This window comes from Pseudonocardia bannensis (assembly GCF_012911875.1).
GTDB lineage: Bacteria > Actinomycetota > Actinomycetes > Mycobacteriales > Pseudonocardiaceae > Pseudonocardia > Pseudonocardia bannensis.
In genome coordinates, this window is the sequence record NZ_JAAXKZ010000003.1 from 39,168 (window position 1) to 55,181 (window position 16,014).

Consider the following 16,014-nt stretch of genomic DNA (forward strand, 5'->3'; position numbering starts at 1 on the left):
TCGTCGGCCCGGGCCGGCCGGCCCGGTGCCGTCTGCCGGCGGACCTCAGTGCTCGGGTTCGTGGGACACCAGCTGTGCAGCGATGACCACCGTGCACAGCAGCTCGCACCGGACGCACCAGCACAGGAAGTGCCGGTCGGCGCCCACCCAGAATTCCTGCACGAACGCGGCGGGATCGTCCAGCGCCGCGCCGCAGCCCGGGCAGAACGCCGCGCCGATCGGACCGGCCCGCCTGCTCACACCCACGACGGCACGGGGTCGCCGAACAACGCGAAGATCTCGTCCTTGATCGGGCTGTAGCGGATCGAGCTCTCCCGGGTCCACAGCTGCCGGAACTCCACCGCGGAGCCGAACTTGTCCTTCTCCATCGGTAGGTCGATCACGTCGTGCGGCTCGCGGAAGGTGCAGAGCGGGTCCTCGCCGTCCTCGACCCGGTCGATCTGCTCGGCGTAGAGCTTGCGCAGCAGCATCACCCCGAGATCGGACTTGCCGAGGTGCTCCTTGCTGCGGTCGGCGACGGCACCCTGGGTCACCCAGGCGACGATGTCCTGGCCGTCGACGTAGTCGCGCAGCCACTCGCCCTTCTCGTCGTAGAGCGGCACCTCGTAGACGGGGATCTCCGGCTGCGGCGGGGCGCCGCCCTCGGGTCGGTAGGTCTGGTACCAGACGTGCCAGGTGTTCTCGTCGTCCATCGGGACCCGGATCTGGAACGTCGCCAGCCCGGCCGCACCCACCCGGAGCATGTGCGGAAAGACCAGCGGGTGGCCGACCTTCCAGTCCTCGTCCTCCTCGGTGTGGCCCTCCAGCACGCGGCGCTTGAGGATGCCGTGCTCGAACACCTCGAAGGCCACCTTGACGTGCTTCTTGGTCACGACCGGGAGCGGCGTGTCCTTGCCGCCCAGCTCGCGCAGGAATGTCCCGTACCGCCCGTGCAGCCACTCGACGTGGTACGGGTCGACCGAGTTCTCCATGATCTGCAGGAAGTTGCAGGGCAGCTCGGCGTGCCCGATGTCGCGCCACGCGTCGTCCCAGACGAACAGGTCGTAGCGCGGCAGTTCCGGCGCGGGGGAGGGGCCGAGGTAGGCGAAGATCAGCCCGCCCAGCTCCTGCACCGGGTACGCGGTCGCCTTGATCCGGTCCTTGAAGGTGGAGTCGGCCGGCTCACCGGGCTGCTCGAGGCAGTTGCCCTCGGCGTCGAAGCGCCAGCCGTGGTACCCGCAGCGCAGGCCCTCCTGTTCGGTGCACCCCAGCCACAGCGCGGCCCGGCGGTGCGGGCACTGTTCGGCGAGCAGGCCGACGGTGCCGCTGCCGTCGCGGTAGAGCACCAGGTTCTCGCCGAGCAGCTTGCGCTTGACCGGGACCCGGGTGGCCATGTCGTGGGTGGCGATGGGCCACCAGTACCGGCGGAGCAGCTCACCCATGGGGGTGCCCGGGCCGACCTGGGTGAGGCGGCGGTTCTTCTCCACACTCAGCATGGCGCAGACGGTAGGAATACCGCAGCGGGGCGAGGAAGCGTGCTGTTCTCTCTGGCGAAACGGCCCACGCCGGTGGTCCACAGGACGCGTCCGCCTGGCCGGTGTGTTCGGCAGGGCGGAACGGTCCGCTTGCCGCCTGTGTGTGGCCGCTGTCACGGTCCCGTGAGCTGATCAGACCTGAGGAGGTCGCATGGCCACCGTCGTCCCTGTCGACGATTTCACCGGCGAGTGGTATCCGGGCTTCAAGCCCGAGCACATCGCCTCCCCCTACATCGTGGACGGCACCGGGCCCTTCACGAAGGAGGACGAGGACAAGTTCTGGTACCTCGACTTCCACTGGTCGCGCGGACTGACCCCGCTCGCCGCGTTCGCGTGGGGCCATGACGGCTACTGCTGGGGCACCCAGCACGCGGCCGAGGCCCTTCCACTGCCGCCCGGGCGCGGCATCACCTCGCGCTTCGCCGGCACCCACCTCTACGGCTCGGCGATCCCGGAGTCCGACCCGCGCGAGATCGGCGCCCGGGCGAACCGGTTGGGCACGAACCTGCCCCACTTCCTGCAGAACTACCAGCAGATCTGGGCGGCCGGGCGCGACGAGCTCGAGGCGACCTGGACCTACTTCCGCGGCATCGACCTCACCCAGGAGCCCACCAGCCGGCTCCCCGAGCTGCTCACGCAGGCGCGGCGCTACCACCAGCGCTCGATGGAGATCCACTTCGGGGTGATGTACCCGCTGCTGGTGAACTTCCTGGGCTTCTACGGGGCCTGCGCCGAGATGGGCATCGACACCAACCAGATCGGCAAGTTCCTCCAGGGTGAGGACACCAAGATCATGGAGACCGACCGCGAGCTGTACAAGCTCGCGATCAAGGCCCGCCAGGCCGGGCTGTCCGACGTGTTCGCCGACAACGAGCCCCCGCAGCTGCGGGAGGCGCTGTCGCGGCACGGCGGCTCGGCGTCGCAGTGGCTGACCGATTTCGACGACTTCCTGCAGATCTACGGTTACCGGCAGGAGGCGACCTGCGACGTCGGGCTGCCCAGCTGGATCGAGGACAACCAGATCCCGCTCGGCCTGATCAAGACGTTCCTGCTCAAGAAGGAGGACCACGACTTCGAGGCCGCCGCCCGCAACGCCATCGCCGAGCGGGAGGCCGCGATCGATGCGGCCCGCACCGGGCTGACCAAGGAGGAGCAGGCCGTCTTCGACGCCGGCCTCGCGTCCAACCAGGCCGCGAACTTCCCGTGGTGGCAGGACGACCACAACTACTACATCGACCTCAAGGTCATGCTCCCGCTGCGGTGGACCTGCCAGGAGCTGGCGAATCGCGTCGGGGCGGACCACAAGGACGACATGCTGTACCTGTTCTGGCCCGAGCTGCTCGACGTCGCGAACGGCAAGCCCTACAAGGGTGAGCTGTCCGGACTGGTGAAGGACCGCCGCCAGTACTTCGACCACTGGCAGGCCAAGCGCTCCGCGATGCCCAAGGTGATGGGCACGATCCCGGACGCGGTCGAGGACCCGGTGCTGATCGAGATCTTCGGGCTCAACCCGCAGGCGATCAAGGCGGTGCAGAACCCGGACGCGGCCAACGCGACCACGCTGTCCGGCGTCCCCGCGGCCAAGGGCGTCGCGACCGGCATCGCGCGGGTGCTGCAGAGCAGCGACGAGCTGCACCGGCTGGAGCCCGGCTCGATCCTGGTCTGCGAGTCCACCTCGCCGAACTGGACCCCGGCCTTCGGCAAGATCGCGGGCGCGGTGTGCGACGGTGGCGGCATGCTGTCGCACGCGGCCATCGTCGGCCGGGAGTACGGCATCCCGACGGTGACCGCCGTCGGCGTCGCCACGCTGGCCATCGCCGACGGCGACGAGATCGAGGTCGACGGCACCAACGGCAAGGTGACCATCCTGAAGAAGGCCGCCGAGCTGGCCGAAGCGGAGGCGGCCGCCCGGTGACCGGGCTTGTGAGGTCACCGTTCAACACGGCACGGCGCGGCGCGGAGGCGCCGAGCGTCAGCGAGGGGCTGAAGTGACGGGAGTACTGGTGGGAACCGACTCGATCGTCTGGGTTGACGAGGTCGATCCGGCCGCGGCGATGGCGGCGGCCGGATCCAAGATGGGCCGGCTCACCGAGCTGCACCGCGCCGGCGTCTCGGTGCCGCAGGGCTTCGCCGTGACGGTGGACGCCTACCGGCGCCACTGCACGGAGTCGGGCCTGGACGAGCGCATCGAGGAGGTGATCTCGTGGCTCGGCACCGACCCGTCCGACGCGGCCGTGGAGGACGCGTCGGTGAAGATCCGCGGGCTGTTCGAGACCACCCCGATGTCCGAGGCGCTGGCCGCGGAGATCACCGAGGCCTACGAGGAGCTGTGCCTGCGCTGTGTGGACGTCAACGTGCCCACCGCGGTGCGCTCGTCGGCCACCGGTGAGGACGCGGCCGACGCCAGCTTCGCCGGCATCTTCGACACCTATCTCGGGGTCTCGGGCGCAAACCGGGTGCTCGACGCCGTGCGGTCCTGCTGGGGGTCGCTGTTCACCGGCCGGGCGCTCGCGTACCGGCTGCGCAAGGGGATCAGCCACCACGCCATGCCGATCGCGGTGGGCGTCATCGAGCTCATCCACGCCCGGGCCTCCGGGGTGGCGTTCTCGGTGCACCCGGTGACCGGTAAGCCCGACCGGATCGTCATCGAGACGAGCTGGGGCTGGGGCGAGGCGATCGTGCAGGGCCTGGTCAACCCCGACCACGTCGAGGTGGGCAAGGCCGATGGACGGCTGCTCAAGTACGACGTCGCGCACAAGTCGGTGGTCTCGGCCTTCGACTTCGCCGACGGCCGGGTCACCGAGATCGAGATGCCGGCCAAGCTCGCCGACCGGCAGGTGCTCGACGAGGAGCAGGTCTCGGCGATCGCGGCGGCGGTGAAGGCGATCGAGGAGCACTACGGCTACCCGGTCGACGTGGAGTGGGTCATCTCCCGGCACCGCCGGGCCGGGGACCCGGTCTGCATCGTGCAGTCCCGCCCGGTGACGGTGACCGCCGACGAGTCGGAGAGGACCCCGGCGGCCTACGACCCGGTGGCGCTGGCGCAGAAGTTCGTGTTCAGCGGCAAACCGCTTCCCGGCCGGTAGCCCCCGTGCGTGGCGATGGCCGCTCGGGCGGCCATCGCCACGACCGGGTCAGTGGGTGGCCCAGGGGCCGACCCCGCGTACCCGGTCCACGGTGACCCGCACCACGTATCCCCCGGGCGCGTCGGGTGGCACCGGGAACTTCGCGTCGGGCCCGCCGTAGACCTTCGCCAGCCGCCGGAGCACGTCGGCGGCTCCGCCCTCCGTGACCGTGGCGCGGCCGTACAGGACCAGGTTGACCTGCATCCCGATGTCGTTGCGCGCCTCACCGTCGAGTGACAGTGCGATGCGCGGGTCGCGGCGCAGGTTCTCGGTCCGCCGGTCGTGCCCCAGGTGCGCCATGATCACGTCGTCGCCGTCCAGGCCGATCCACGTGGCACCGACCTGTGGGCTGCCGTCGGCGTTCAGGGTCGTGCAGTGCGCGAGCCTGCCCGAGTCGATGAGCTCTCGTGCAGTCTCCGGCAGGAGTCCCATCGGGACACGGTACGGCGGTCGCGAACTCGTTCCATCGGCCTTCCAGGGCGTCCCGGCCCACTGGCGGCCGTTCCTGGTAGACACGTCCCATGCGCGCGATCGTCCAGAATTCCGTCGGCGGGCCCGAGGTGCTGGAGCTCGGCGAGCGCCCGCTGCCGGAGCCGCTGCCCACCGAGGTCCGGGTGCGGGTCACCGCCGCGGGGGTGAACCCCGTGGACTGGAAGACCCGTTCCGGGGCCGGGATGGCCAAGGTGCTCGGCGGTCCACCGTTCACGGTCGGCTGGGACGTCGCCGGTGTCGTCGACGCGGTCGGGCCCGGGGTCACCCGCTTCGACGTCGGCGACCAGGTGTTCGGCATGCCGTGGTTCCCGCGGGAGGCGGCCGCCTACGCCGAGTACGTCACCGCGCCGTCGCGGCACTTCGCGCTCCGCCCGCCCGGCCTCGGTGACGTCGAGGCCGGCGCTCTGCCGCTGGCCGGACTGACGGCGTGGCAGTGCCTGGTCGACATCGCCGACGTGCAGCCGGGGCAGCGGGTGCTCATCCATGCGGCCGCGGGCGGGGTCGGGCACCTCGCCGTGCAGATCGCCAAGGCCCGGGGCGCGCACGTGATCGGAACGGCGTCGGCCGCCAAGCACGACCTGCTGGCCGGTCTCGGGGTCGACGAGGCCGTGGACTACCGCTCCACACCGTTCGAGAAGGCCGTCGGTCCGGTCGACGTCGTCTACGACCTGATCGGCGGTGACACCGCGCTGCGCTCGCTGGACCTGCTGCACCCGGACGGGCTGATGATCTGCCTGCCCTCGGCGGCGGCCGCCGACGCGATGGCGGCGGCGCGGGACCGGGGGCTGCACGCCACCGGGATGCTCGTGGAGCCGGACGGAGACGGGCTGGAGGACCTCGCCCGGCTGGTCACCGAGGGCCGGCTGAAGGTCCTGGTGGCCGAGACGTTCCCGCTGGAACGGGCCGCCGACGCGCACCGGGCCGGTGAGCAGGGGCGCACCAGCGGGAAGCTGGTCCTGACCGTCTGAACGCGAGTTTCCCGCATACCGGGAACATCGTTGTGGCGTCCACCACGCGTCCCTAGCGTCGCCGCGTGACCTACGCGGTGTGGTTCGACGACTACCGGCCCGCATTCGCGGGCCGGGTCGGGGGCAAGTGCGCGAGCCTGGGCGAGATGACCGGGGCCGGGCTGCCGGTCCCGCCCGGGTTCGCGATCACGACCGACGCCCACCGGGCGGCGTGCGCCGGCATGGAGCCGCGGCTGCGCGCCCTGTTGGCCGGTTGCGACCCGCAGGACACGGCCGGGCTGGCCGCCGCGAGTGCGCAGGCGCGGGCGCTGGTGGAGGAGTGCGGAGTGCCCGCCGACGTCCGCGCGCAGGTGCTGGCGGCCTACGCGGAGCTGGGGCGGCGGTGCGGGACGCCCGACGTGCCCGTGGCCGTGCGCTCGTCGGCGACCTGCGAGGACTCCCCGGAGGCCAGCTTCGCCGGTGAGCACGACACGTACCTGTGGGTCTGTGGCGCCGACGACGTGCTGACGGCGGTCTCGCGGTGCTGGTCGAGCCTGTTCACCGAGCGGGCGATCGCCTACCGGCAACGGATGGGGCTGGCCGAGGACGGCGCGGCGATGAGCGTCGCTGTCCAGAAGATGGTGCGGCCCACCGCGGCGGGTGTGGCCTTCACGCTCAACCCGCACGACGGCGACCGCAGCCAGATCGCGATCGACGCGTCCTGGGGCTTCGGCGAGGCGGTCGTCGCCGGTGAGGTCACGCCGGACAACTACCTGGTCGACAAGGTGCTCTTCGAGATCACTCGCCGCACCGTCTCGGACAAGACGACGGAGTATCGGCTCGCCGCGAACGGGCGGGGCGTCGAGCGGTGCCCGGTGCCCGACGAGCGGCGTACCGTGCCCTGCCTCGACGACGAGGAGATCACGGCCGTCGCCCGGCTGGCCCGGCGTGCGGAGAAGCACTACGGCCACCCGCAGGACGTCGAGTGGGCGGTCGACGCCGACCTGCCCGCGGGCGAGCGGGTGCTGATGCTGCAGAGCCGGCCCGAGACGGTCTGGAGCAAGCGCAGGCCCGCGTCCATCAGCGCCGGTGCCGCGTCCGGTTACGCGAGCATCGTGTCCACACTGGTCTCCCCGCTGCACGGCAGACGAACCTGAGCGGGCTGTCCCACGAGGAGGTGGGTATGAGCGAGGCACGCTTTCCCGGCCCGTTCGAGATCGAGACGCCCCCGGGCGCCGAGGGCTGGCAGGAGCTCTACGGCTACTCCGCGGTCTTCTCCGAGGATCGGCGCGAGTACGAGGACTCCATGTTCTGGTTCCACGACGGCGTGCACTGGCCCACCGTGCTCACCCCGTGGGACGCCACGTTCTTCGAGTACGCGATCGCGACGCTGTCGCAGTACAACACCCGGCACTACCTGATCCCGCCCGCGCTGGGCATCGACGCCCGGATCGTCAACGGCTACGGCTACCTCTCACCCGTCGGCGTCACCGACCCCGCCGAGATCGAGGCGCGCGTCCCGCACTTCCTGGAGCGCGCCGGGCACTACTTCTCCAACTGGGACGACCTCTACGACAAGTGGCTGGTCAAGATGCGCGCCCTGGTCGGGGAGATGGAGTCGATCCGCTTCGAGGCGCTGCCGGAGAAGGAGGAACTGGAGGTCATCACGGAGGGTCACGGCACCGGTGCCGGGCTGACCCTGATGACCTCGTACCACAAGGTCGTCGACCTCGGGTTCAAGCTCTGGCAGTACCACTTCGAGTTCCTCAACCTCGGCTACGCCGCGTACCTCGACTTCTTCGGCTTCTGCAAGCAGGCGTTCCCCTCCATCCCGGACCTGGCCATCGCGAAGATGGTCGCCGGCGTCGAGGTCGACCTGTTCCGGCCCGACGACGAGCTGAAGAAGCTGGCCCGCCTCGCCGTCGAGCTCGGTCTCGACGACGCGTTCGCCGATGCCGATCGTCCGGACGTGCTGGAGGAGCGGCTGCGCGGCTCGGACGAGGGCCGGCGGTGGCTGGCGGCCTGGGGCGAGGCGGCCGAGCCGTGGTTCAACTTCTCCACCGGATCCGGCTTCTACCACTCCGACCGCATCTGGATCGAGCACCGCGACATCCCGTTCGGCTTCATCCGCGACTACGCCGCGAAGCTGCGCGAGGGTGCCGACCTGGCCCGCCCGCTCGAGGAGATCCGCGCCGAGCGCGACCGGATCGTCTCGGAGTACTCCGAGCTGCTGGCCAGCGACGAGGACCGGGCGGCGTTCGCGGAGAAGATCGGTCTGGCCCGGGTGGTGTTCCCCTACGTGGAGAACCACAACTTCTACGTCGAACACTGGGCGCACTCGATCCTGTGGCGCAAGATGCGCCAGCTCGGGCGCGTGCTGGTGAAGGAGGGCTTCTGCGAGGCGGAGGACGACGTCTTCTACTTCAAACGCAACGAGATCCCGGACGCGCTGTGGGACATGTACCAGGCCTGGGCGGTGGGGGTGACGCCGCGCGGCCCGGCGTACTGGCCGAAGGAGATCGAGCGGCGTAGGGGGATCGTCGCGGCGCTCGAGCAGTGGTCGCCGCCGCCCGCGCTGGGTACACCGCCGGAGACGATCACCGAGCCGTTCACGATCATGCTCTGGGGCATCACGACCGAGAGCGTGGCCGGCTGGCTGTCGGCGGGGGAGACCGGCGACACCGGCGAGCTGACGGGCATGGCGGCCTCCCCCGGGGTGGTGGAGGGCCCGGCCCGGGTGATCTTCAGCCCGGCGCAGATCAACGAGGTGCAGGACGGAGAGGTCCTGGTCGCGCCGCTGACCGCGCCGAGCTGGGCGCCGATCTTCGGCAAGATCGGCGCGACGGTCACCGACGTGGGCGGGATGATGAGCCACGCGGCGATCGTGTGCCGCGAGTACGGGCTGCCCGCCGTCACGGGCACCGCGTTCGGCACGAAGCGGATCAAGACGGGACAGCGCATCCGGGTGGACGGCAACACCGGAACCGTCACCGTGCTGGACTGACCGCCCGACCGCCTGACCGGCCGGATCACGGGTGACGCCGTGTTCGCCGGCCGGATCGGCGGTGCCCGCCATGATCGCTAGTTCAGGGCCATGAGCCGCACATGTGCCGCTCATGTCCCTGAACCGATGAACACCCCGGTGGTGCCGTGGTGCCGTGGTGACGGTCATGTCCGGGCCCGGGCGGCGTGGCCGAGCCGCCGCGAGATCACCGTCGCCGCGTCGATCACCAGCGTGGTGTGCCGGCGGCGGGCGCCCTCGTCCTTGCGGCCGGTGGGCCAGGCGATGCTCAGGGCGGCGATGACCGTGCCGGTCGCGTCCCGGATGGGCGCGCCGACCGAGGTCAGGCCGCGACGGCTCTCCTCGTCGTTGCCCGCCCATCCGCGGGCCGCGACCTCGCGAAGCTGGGCGATCAGGACCTCGGGGTCGATCAGGGTCTGGCTGGTCAGCCGGACCAGTTCGCGCTGCTCGATCCGCGACCGCAGCTCGCTCTCCGGCAGGGCAGCGAGCAGCACCTTGCCGGTGGAGGTGCTGTGCGCGGGCAGCCGGGTGCCGACACGGGTGAAGATGCGCACGGTCTCCAGGCCCTCGAGGCGCTCGACGAAGACCACCTCGAGCCCGTCGAGGACGGCGATGTGGACGGTCTCGCGGGTGCTGTGCCGCAGCGAGGCCATCACCGGCAGCGCCGCCTCGTGCAGGTCCAGGTGCGGGGAGACGGCGGCGCCGAGCTCGTAGACCGCGAGGCCCAGCCGGTATCGGCCCCCGGTGGCCCCGCGGTCGAGCAACCGTTCGTCGGCGAGGGTGGCGAGCAGCCGGTGGACCGTGGACGTGCCCAGGCCCAGCCGCCGTGCCAGCTCGCTCACCCCCAGCTCCCGGTCGGTGTGCGAGAACTCCTTCAACAACCGCGCGGCGTTGCGCACCGAGGTCAACCGCTCACGGCGCCGGTCCGGGCTTCCCGTCATGCGGGAAGCATCTCTTGTTCCCGGTGACCGGCGCTACATACCGTCAGAGGGCCGCCGAGTGAGGAGACCACCACATGCTGACTGCCGAGCAGAACGACGAGCTCACCCAGGTCGAGGCCGGAACGCCGATGGGCGAGGTGCTGCGTCGCTACTGGTACCCGGTCGCGTTCACCCGCGAGCTGAACGAGTTCCCGGTCAAGCGCGTCGAGTTGCTCGGCGAGTTCTTCGCGCTGTGGCGCAGCCCGAGTGGTCGCCTCGGGATCGTCCCCGAGGCCTGCCCGCACCGGAAGGCGTCGCTGGCCTACGGCGTCGTCGAGGCCGACGGCATCCGCTGCCCGTACCACGGATGGGTCTTCGACGCCGACGGCGAGTGCACCGAGCAGCCGGCCGAGCGGGAGAACACCGCGTTCCAGAACCGGGTCAAGGCCCAGGCCGGCAAGGTCGAGGAGATGGGCGGTTTGATCTGGGCCTACATCGGCCCGATGCCCGCACCGGAGCTGCCGCGCTTCGACACCTACGTGATGGAGGGTTTCCGCGACATCGGCTGGGCGGACCTGCCCTGCAACTACGTGCAGATCATGGAGAACGCGGTCGACCCGCACCACGTCGAGTTCCTGCACGGCCGCTACTTCGAGTTCGTCGGCCGGCACGAGGGCTTCACCGCGCCCGCGTCGTTCGGCAAGGAGCACGTCAAGATCGGCTTCACCCCGTTCGAGTGGGGGATCATCAAGCGCCGGGTCCTCAAGGGGGCCTCGGAGGAGAACGACGACTGGAAGGTCGGCCACCCGCTCGTCTTCCCGTACAACATGCGCGTCGGCGGCGGCGGCATCCACCAGATGCAGATCCGGGTGCCGATCAATCGGACCACGACCCGGTTCATTCTCTACACCGTGCACTCGCCCGACGGCTACGAGCACGTCGAGCAGCCGGTGATCCCGGACTACGAGATCCCCGTGTACGACAAGGACGGCCGGCACGTCACCAACTACGTCGAGGGTCAGGACATCATGGCCTGGGTGACGCAGGGTGCGATCACCGACCGGACCACCGAGCACCTGGGCCGCTCCGACATCGGCATCGCGATGCTGCGGAAGATGTTCCGCGAGCAGATGGACGTCGTCGCCGACGGCGGCGACCCGCTCGGCACGATCCGCGAGCCGCACGAGCGCATCGACCTGCCGTGCGAGAAGGACAAGTTCCACGCGGGCGGCGCCCAGTTCGCGCTCGACTTCTGCGACATGGGCTCCACCCGGTTCTCGCCGATGCTGGACACCATCAAGAAGATCCACATCAGCGCGGCCGACAAGATCGCGGTCGAGAAGGCTGCGGCGGACTCGTGATCGGCCGGACCGCGGGGCCCGCGATGGTGGACCGGCGCTTCGCCGCCGACGCCGAGGCGCACCGTCGCGATGCCCCGCGGTTCTGCCCGCGCTGCGGGGGCGGCCTGGGGGGCGCCGGGATCGTGACGGAGTTCTGGGAGGCCGACGACCGGCGGTTCTACTGCTGGTGCGGCGGCTGCGGCTGGGCCGGCGAGGTCACGCCGTCCGGTCCGGGTGTGGTCGGGCACGAGCCGGAGCACTGAGGACGCAGGTGTCCGCTAGCCTCCGCGGCGTGGACGCCGAGGTCGCACTCCCGTGGGACGGCCTCATCGCCGTCGTCAAGCGGGACTGCCCGACGTGCCGGCTCGTCGAACCTGTGCTCGCGCAGCTCGGCCCGGGGCTCACCGTCTTCACCCAGGACGACCCGGCGTTCCCCGCCGGGATCGGCGACGTCCGCGACGACACGGCGCTCGACGTGAGCCTCGCCCTCGACATCGAGACGGTGCCGACGCTGCTCCGGTTCGTCGACGGGGTCGAGGCGGGCCGCACCGAGGGCTGGCTGCGCGGTGCGTGGGAGGAGCTCGCGGGCGTCGACGGGCTCGGCCCCGAGCTGCCCGAGTACCGGCCGGGCTGCGGTTCGCGCATCCATGACCCGGAGCTGGCCGACGAGCTGCTCGTCCGGGCGCGGGGCGGCACGCTGTCCTCGCGGCGGCTGGAGATCGCGGTACTCGAGGACGAGGCCGAGGCCATGTTCGACCGCGGCTGGTCCGACGGGCTCCCGGTCGTCGCCCCGACCCCGGCCCGGGTGCTGCGGATGCTCGAGGGCACCACCCGCGCACCCGACGAGGTGGTGGCCGTGGTGCCGCCCAACCTGGTCGAGGCGACCGTCGAGAAGGTCGCGATCAACGCCGTGCTGGCCGGTTGCCGCCCGGAGTACCTGCCCGTCGTACTGGCCGCCGTCGAGGCGGCGTGCACCGACGAGTTCAACGCGCACGGCCTGCTCGCGACGACCTGGGGCGCGGGTCCGGCGATCGTCGTGAACGGGCCGATCGCGCGTGAGATCGGGATGAACGCCGGCGGCAACGCGCTCGGCCAGGGCAACCGGGCCAACGCGACCATCGGTCGGGCCCTGCAACTGGTGATCCGCAACGTCGGCGGCGGGCGGCCCGGCGAGGTCGACCGCGCGACGACGGGCCACCCCGGGAAGATCGGCTTCTGCTTCGCCGAGGACGAGGCCGGCTCGCCGTGGGAGCCGCTGTCGGTGTCGCGGGGGGTCGCGCCCGGCACCTCCGCGGTGACGGTGTTCGCCGCCGAGGGCCCGCGCGGGCTCGCCGACCAGATCTCCCGGACTCCGGAGTCGCTCGCCCGGTCGCTCGCGGCGGGGCTGCGGTCGGTCGCGCACCCCAAGCTCCCGATGGCCTTCGACGCGACGCTCGTCGTCTGCCCGGAGCACGGCCGGGTGTTCGCCGAGGCCGGCTGGTCGCGCGACCGGCTCGCGTCCGAGCTCGCCGACCTGCTGGCCCTCGACCCGGCCGAGATCGAGCGCGGTGCCGGGGGCATCGAGGAGGGCCTGCCGGCCGGGGCGGCCACCGGCCCGGTGCCGAAGTTCCGGCCGGGCGGGCTCATGATCGTCTACGCGGGCGGTGGCGCCGGTATGTTCTCGACGGTGATCGGCGGCTGGGTCGGCGGGCCCGGCGGCAGCCAGCCGGTGACGAGGGAGATCCGACGATGACCCTGATCGTGCTCGACCCGACCGACGAGCGCGCCCCCGCGCAGCGCGAGCCGCTGCCGCGCCGGGAGTCGCTGGACGGCGCGCGGGTCGGTCTGCTCGACATCTCGAAGGCCCGCGGCGACGTCTTCCTCGACCGCCTGGCCGAGTTGCTCGCCGAGCGCGGGGTCCCGGTGCGCCGCTACGCCAAGCCGACGTTCGCCAAGCCGATGCCACCGGACCTGCGCAAGGAGATCGCCGCCGAGTGCGACGTGGTGATCGAGGCCCTCGCCGATTGAGGCTCGTGCACGTCGTGCAGTGTGCACGACTTCGTCACCCTCGAGGGCCAGGACGTGCGCGCCGTGTTCGTCGCCTCGTCGGAGTTCGTCGCGGCGACCGGGGCGCAGGCCCGCGCGCTGGGCTACGCGCGCGTTCCTGCGGTGTTCGTACCGCATCCGATCCAGGACCGAACCGACGACGAGATGCGGGCACTGGCCGAGCAGGCGCTGGACGATATCCTCGCCGCACTGACGTCCGGGCGGCCACCGCGGTGACCTCCGGTCACCACAGGCCGAACACCGCGGGGTTGCCCTCGTGATCGTGGCCGTGCCGGCCTGAGCCGTGCCGGCCTGAGCCGGGCCGGCTCAGGCCTCCCCGCGGGCGTGCGCGCGCAGCCGCTCCGCCCACGAGCGCGGTGCCGCCGGTTCGCCCACGTCGGTGAACCAGCGGCCGTCGCGCTCCAGCACCGGGTACACGCCGAGCCGGTACTGCGGGGCGGTGTCGCACGCGCCGGTCTCGACGTCGAAGCGGTACCAGTGCCACGGGCAGACGATCATCCGCCCGTCGCGGAGCCAGCCCTGCTCCATCGGCCCGCGGTTGTGCGGGCACACGGCGTCGGTGACCCGGTAGCCGCTGTCATCGTCGGTGCGGAACACGGCGAAGCGACGGCCGTCGGGGGCGCTCACCACCCACGAGCGAGCGTCTGCCTCCGTGTCGGCCGGGGCGTCGAGGGGGACCAGGCTCACCGCCGGCCGGAGGCCCGCAGCTCCGCCAGCGTCTCACCGCCGACGAACCAGTGCTCCGGCTCGCACTCGGTCAGCACGACGCGGATCGACTCCCGCTTCGCCCCGATCGACGACTCCACCGCGTCGGTGATGGCCTGCCCCAGCGCGGCGAGCTGTTCCGGGCTGCGTCCACGCCCGATCGTGACCTGGACCAGCGGCATCCTCGTCCTCCTTCGTCGTCCGTGGGCGGCGACGGCGGCCCTGACCGCCGCCGCCGCTCGCGGGGTGTCAGCGGCAGCCGAGCTCGACGGTGCCGAGCCGGTCGATCGAGGCGACGACCACGTCGCCGGGTGCGACCGGGACGGCCGCGGTGAGCCCGCCGGAGAGCACGACGTCCCCGGCGCGCAGGCCTTCGCCGTCGGCGGCCATGGTGCGCACCATCCAGGCGACGGCGGCGGCCGGGTGACCCAGCGACGCGGCGCCGGACGCGGTCGCCACGACCTTGCCGTTCTTCTCCAGCACCACGCCGATCAGCCGCAGGTCGATGCCGGCGGGCGGCACGGGGTTACCCACCACGAACCGGCCCGCCGAGGTGTTGTCGGCGACGACGTCGGCCATCGTGAACCGGTAGTCGCGGTAGCGGGAGTCGAGCACCTCGATGCCGACGGCGACCCCGGACGACGCGGCGACGACGTCGGCGGCGGTGACGTGCGGCCCGGCCAGGTCGCGACCCAGGATGAAGACGATCTCCGGTTCGCAGCGCGGCTGGATGAGCTCGCCGGTGACGAGCGGTTCGCCCAGGTCGAGGGCGTTCGCCCCCGCGAGGAACCCGAACACCGGGGCGCTGACCCCGACCTGGGCCTGCTTGGCCCGCGAGGTGACGCCGAGCTTCCACCCGACCAGCGGGCCCGCGGCCGCGCGCAGCTCGCGCTGCACGGCGTAGCCGGTGGCGAGGTCGAGGTCCGCGACGTCGTCGGACAGCTGGTCGATCGCGGTCCGGTCGGCGACGGCCTTGCTCAGCCGCGCGGCGAGCTCAGCGGTGTCGACAGCCATCAGGAAGCCTCCTCGGTGCCCGCGGACACGCGGACCGTCACCGGGCCGAGCCGGTCGAACTCGGCGCGGAACACGTCGCCCGGAGTCATCGGCACGGCCGCGTGCAGCGCTCCGGTCATGATCAGGTGCCCGGGTTCGAGCGCGATGCCGTTCTCGCCCAGGACGTTGGCCAGCCATGCCACGACCGCCACCGGGTCGCCCAGCGCGGCCGCACCGGCGCCGGTGTCGATCAGCTCGCCGTTGCGGGTCAACGTCATGCCGATCAGCCGGGTGTCCAGGTCCGTCAGCGGCACGATCCGGCTGGACGTGGCCATCGCCCCGTTGGAGGCGAGGTCGGCCACGGTGTCGGCGAGCTTGATCCGCCAGTCGGCGATGCGCGAGTCGACGATCTCCATGCCCGCGACGGCGCCGGCGACGGCGCGACGGGCGTCGGTGACCGTGACGCCCGGCCCCTGCAGCCGCTCGCCGAGCACGAAGACGATCTCCGCCTCGATCTTGGGCTGGATGAACCGGTCGAGCGGAACGGTGTCGCCGTCGCGGTAGACCGTGGAGGCGAGTACCGGGCCGTAGTCGGGGGAGTCGACGCCGATCATCTTCTGCATCGGCTCCGAGGTCAGGCCGACCTTGTATCCGATGATCCGGTCGCCGTCGGCGACCAGCAGCTTGACCAGTTCCTGCTGCACGGCGTAGCCGTCGGCCATGCCCAGCGACGGGTCGTCGTCGGTGAACGGCGCGATCGGCACCCGGCTCCGGCGGGCGTCGTAGAGCGCCTGCGCCTTCGCGGGCGCGTCGGTCACGGGCATGGGTGGGTTCTCCTCGTGGTGGGGGTCGTTCGTGATCGTGTCGGGTCGGCGGCGGCGGCGTCACCACTGCTGTTCCGCTCGGCGGA

At 71.6% G+C, this 16,014-nt stretch carries 16 protein-coding genes and 1 pseudogene; 9 read left to right on the forward strand and 8 right to left on the reverse strand.

From position 1 onward, the window contains the following. Window positions 1-45 precede the first annotated feature (45 nt). A complete protein-coding gene (locus tag HF519_RS01550; RefSeq protein ID WP_169409797.1) occupies window positions 46-240 on the reverse strand; it encodes a hypothetical protein in 195 nt (64 codons plus the stop codon). Then, the gene (locus HF519_RS01555) at window positions 237-1,475 is read right to left on the reverse strand and encodes a Rieske 2Fe-2S domain-containing protein (RefSeq protein WP_211169382.1); all 1,239 of its coding nucleotides are present in this window, start codon (window positions 1,473-1,475) and stop codon (window positions 237-239) included. Before HF519_RS01555 ends, HF519_RS01550 begins: the two co-directional genes overlap by 4 nt. A 190-nt stretch (window positions 1,476-1,665) precedes the next feature. Here HF519_RS01555 and HF519_RS01560 point away from each other — a divergent pair, with 190 nt between their 5' ends. Further along, window positions 1,666-3,429: a PEP-utilizing enzyme gene (locus HF519_RS01560; protein ID WP_169409798.1), complete on the forward strand. Its 1,764-nt coding sequence runs from the start codon at window positions 1,666-1,668 to the stop codon at window positions 3,427-3,429. Between the two features lie 88 nt (window positions 3,430-3,517). Next, window positions 3,518-4,600 (forward strand): PEP/pyruvate-binding domain-containing protein, encoded by a 1,083-nt coding sequence (locus tag HF519_RS01565; RefSeq protein ID WP_312859832.1) that lies wholly within the window; start codon window positions 3,518-3,520, stop codon window positions 4,598-4,600. Window positions 4,601-4,648: 48 nt separating this feature from the next. Here the strand turns inward: HF519_RS01565 and HF519_RS01570 are convergent, their stop codons facing one another. Next, complete coding sequence (locus HF519_RS01570; RefSeq protein ID WP_169409800.1) at window positions 4,649-5,071, reverse strand: TIGR03618 family F420-dependent PPOX class oxidoreductase; 423 nt, start codon at window positions 5,069-5,071, stop codon at window positions 4,649-4,651. Between the two features lie 89 nt (window positions 5,072-5,160). Here HF519_RS01570 and HF519_RS01575 point away from each other — a divergent pair, with 89 nt between their 5' ends. The 3 genes from HF519_RS01575 (at window position 5,161) to HF519_RS01585 (ending at window position 9,082) form a co-directional block, all read left to right on the forward strand. Then, window positions 5,161-6,099, forward strand: a complete 939-nt coding sequence (locus HF519_RS01575; protein ID WP_169409801.1) for an NADP-dependent oxidoreductase — start codon at window positions 5,161-5,163, stop codon at window positions 6,097-6,099. A gap of 65 nt (window positions 6,100-6,164) precedes the next feature. Next, entirely contained in the window at window positions 6,165-7,235 is a 1,071-nt protein-coding gene (locus tag HF519_RS01580) for a PEP/pyruvate-binding domain-containing protein (RefSeq protein WP_211169383.1), read from the forward strand. 26 nt (window positions 7,236-7,261) lie between these two features. After that, complete coding sequence (locus HF519_RS01585) at window positions 7,262-9,082, forward strand: PEP-utilizing enzyme (protein WP_169409802.1); 1,821 nt, start codon at window positions 7,262-7,264, stop codon at window positions 9,080-9,082. Between the two features lie 164 nt (window positions 9,083-9,246). Here HF519_RS01585 and HF519_RS01590 read toward each other — a convergent pair whose 3' ends face one another. Then, window positions 9,247-10,041 carry an IclR family transcriptional regulator gene (locus tag HF519_RS01590; protein ID WP_169409803.1) on the reverse strand — a complete coding sequence of 265 codons (795 nt, stop codon included), beginning with the start codon at window positions 10,039-10,041 and terminating at the stop codon, window positions 9,247-9,249. Window positions 10,042-10,115: 74 nt separating this feature from the next. On the opposite strand from HF519_RS01590, the gene HF519_RS01595 reads away from it, so the two are divergent. The 4 genes from HF519_RS01595 to HF519_RS32125 are packed head-to-tail and all read left to right on the forward strand — an operon-like array spanning window position 10,116 to window position 13,622. Beyond that, entirely contained in the window at window positions 10,116-11,381 is a 1,266-nt protein-coding gene (locus tag HF519_RS01595) for a Rieske 2Fe-2S domain-containing protein (RefSeq protein ID WP_169409804.1), read from the forward strand. Beyond that, window positions 11,378-11,623: a hypothetical protein gene (locus tag HF519_RS01600; protein ID WP_312859833.1), complete on the forward strand. Its 246-nt coding sequence runs from the start codon at window positions 11,378-11,380 to the stop codon at window positions 11,621-11,623. The genes HF519_RS01595 and HF519_RS01600 overlap by 4 nt, the downstream gene beginning before the upstream one ends. Before the next feature lie 29 nt (window positions 11,624-11,652). Then, window positions 11,653-13,092 (forward strand): thioredoxin family protein, encoded by a 1,440-nt coding sequence (locus HF519_RS01605; RefSeq protein ID WP_211169384.1) that lies wholly within the window; start codon window positions 11,653-11,655, stop codon window positions 13,090-13,092. Between the two features lie 2 nt (window positions 13,093-13,094). Then, window positions 13,095-13,622, forward strand: coding sequence for a UGSC family (seleno)protein (locus tag HF519_RS32125; RefSeq protein WP_498072978.1), 528 nt, complete (start codon window positions 13,095-13,097; stop codon window positions 13,620-13,622). A gap of 90 nt (window positions 13,623-13,712) precedes the next feature. On the opposite strand, the gene HF519_RS01620 is transcribed toward HF519_RS32125, so the two are convergent. The 4 genes and pseudogenes from HF519_RS01620 to HF519_RS01635 all read right to left on the reverse strand — a co-directional run bounded on the left by HF519_RS01620 (window position 13,713) and on the right by HF519_RS01635 (window position 15,928). Beyond that, window positions 13,713-14,033 carry a Rieske (2Fe-2S) protein gene (locus tag HF519_RS01620; protein ID WP_312859834.1) on the reverse strand — a complete coding sequence of 107 codons (321 nt, stop codon included), beginning with the start codon at window positions 14,031-14,033 and terminating at the stop codon, window positions 13,713-13,715. Between the two features lie 56 nt (window positions 14,034-14,089). Continuing rightward, window positions 14,090-14,302: pseudogene (gene thmT / locus HF519_RS01625) on the reverse strand (2-hydroxymuconate tautomerase); the annotation flags it as partial. A 58-nt stretch (window positions 14,303-14,360) separates the two neighbouring features. Then, window positions 14,361-15,125, reverse strand: a complete 765-nt coding sequence (locus tag HF519_RS01630) for a 2-keto-4-pentenoate hydratase (RefSeq protein WP_169409808.1) — start codon at window positions 15,123-15,125, stop codon at window positions 14,361-14,363. Then, entirely contained in the window at window positions 15,125-15,928 is an 804-nt protein-coding gene (locus HF519_RS01635; protein WP_169409809.1) for a 2-keto-4-pentenoate hydratase, read from the reverse strand. Before HF519_RS01635 ends, HF519_RS01630 begins: the two co-directional genes overlap by 1 nt. Window positions 15,929-16,014 lie beyond the last annotated feature (86 nt).

Bases quoted from the DNA above. Each gene is read 5' to 3' on its own strand.
- HF519_RS01590 (WP_169409803.1), bottom strand. From the start codon at position 10,041: ATGACGGGAAGCCCGGACCGGCGCCGTGAGCGGTTGACCTCGGTGCGC.
- HF519_RS01635 (WP_169409809.1), bottom strand. From the start codon at position 15,928: ATGCCCGTGACCGACGCGCCCGCGAAGGCGCAGGCGCTCTACGACGCC.
- HF519_RS01575 (WP_169409801.1), top strand. From the start codon at position 5,161: ATGCGCGCGATCGTCCAGAATTCCGTCGGCGGGCCCGAGGTGCTGGAG.
- HF519_RS01630 (WP_169409808.1), bottom strand. From the start codon at position 15,125: ATGGCTGTCGACACCGCTGAGCTCGCCGCGCGGCTGAGCAAGGCCGTC.
- HF519_RS01570 (WP_169409800.1), bottom strand. From the start codon at position 5,071: ATGGGACTCCTGCCGGAGACTGCACGAGAGCTCATCGACTCGGGCAGG.
- HF519_RS01585 (WP_169409802.1), top strand. From the start codon at position 7,262: ATGAGCGAGGCACGCTTTCCCGGCCCGTTCGAGATCGAGACGCCCCCG.
- HF519_RS01595 (WP_169409804.1), top strand. From the start codon at position 10,116: ATGCTGACTGCCGAGCAGAACGACGAGCTCACCCAGGTCGAGGCCGGA.
- HF519_RS01555 (WP_211169382.1), bottom strand. From the start codon at position 1,475: ATGCTGAGTGTGGAGAAGAACCGCCGCCTCACCCAGGTCGGCCCGGGC.
- HF519_RS01560 (WP_169409798.1), top strand. From the start codon at position 1,666: ATGGCCACCGTCGTCCCTGTCGACGATTTCACCGGCGAGTGGTATCCG.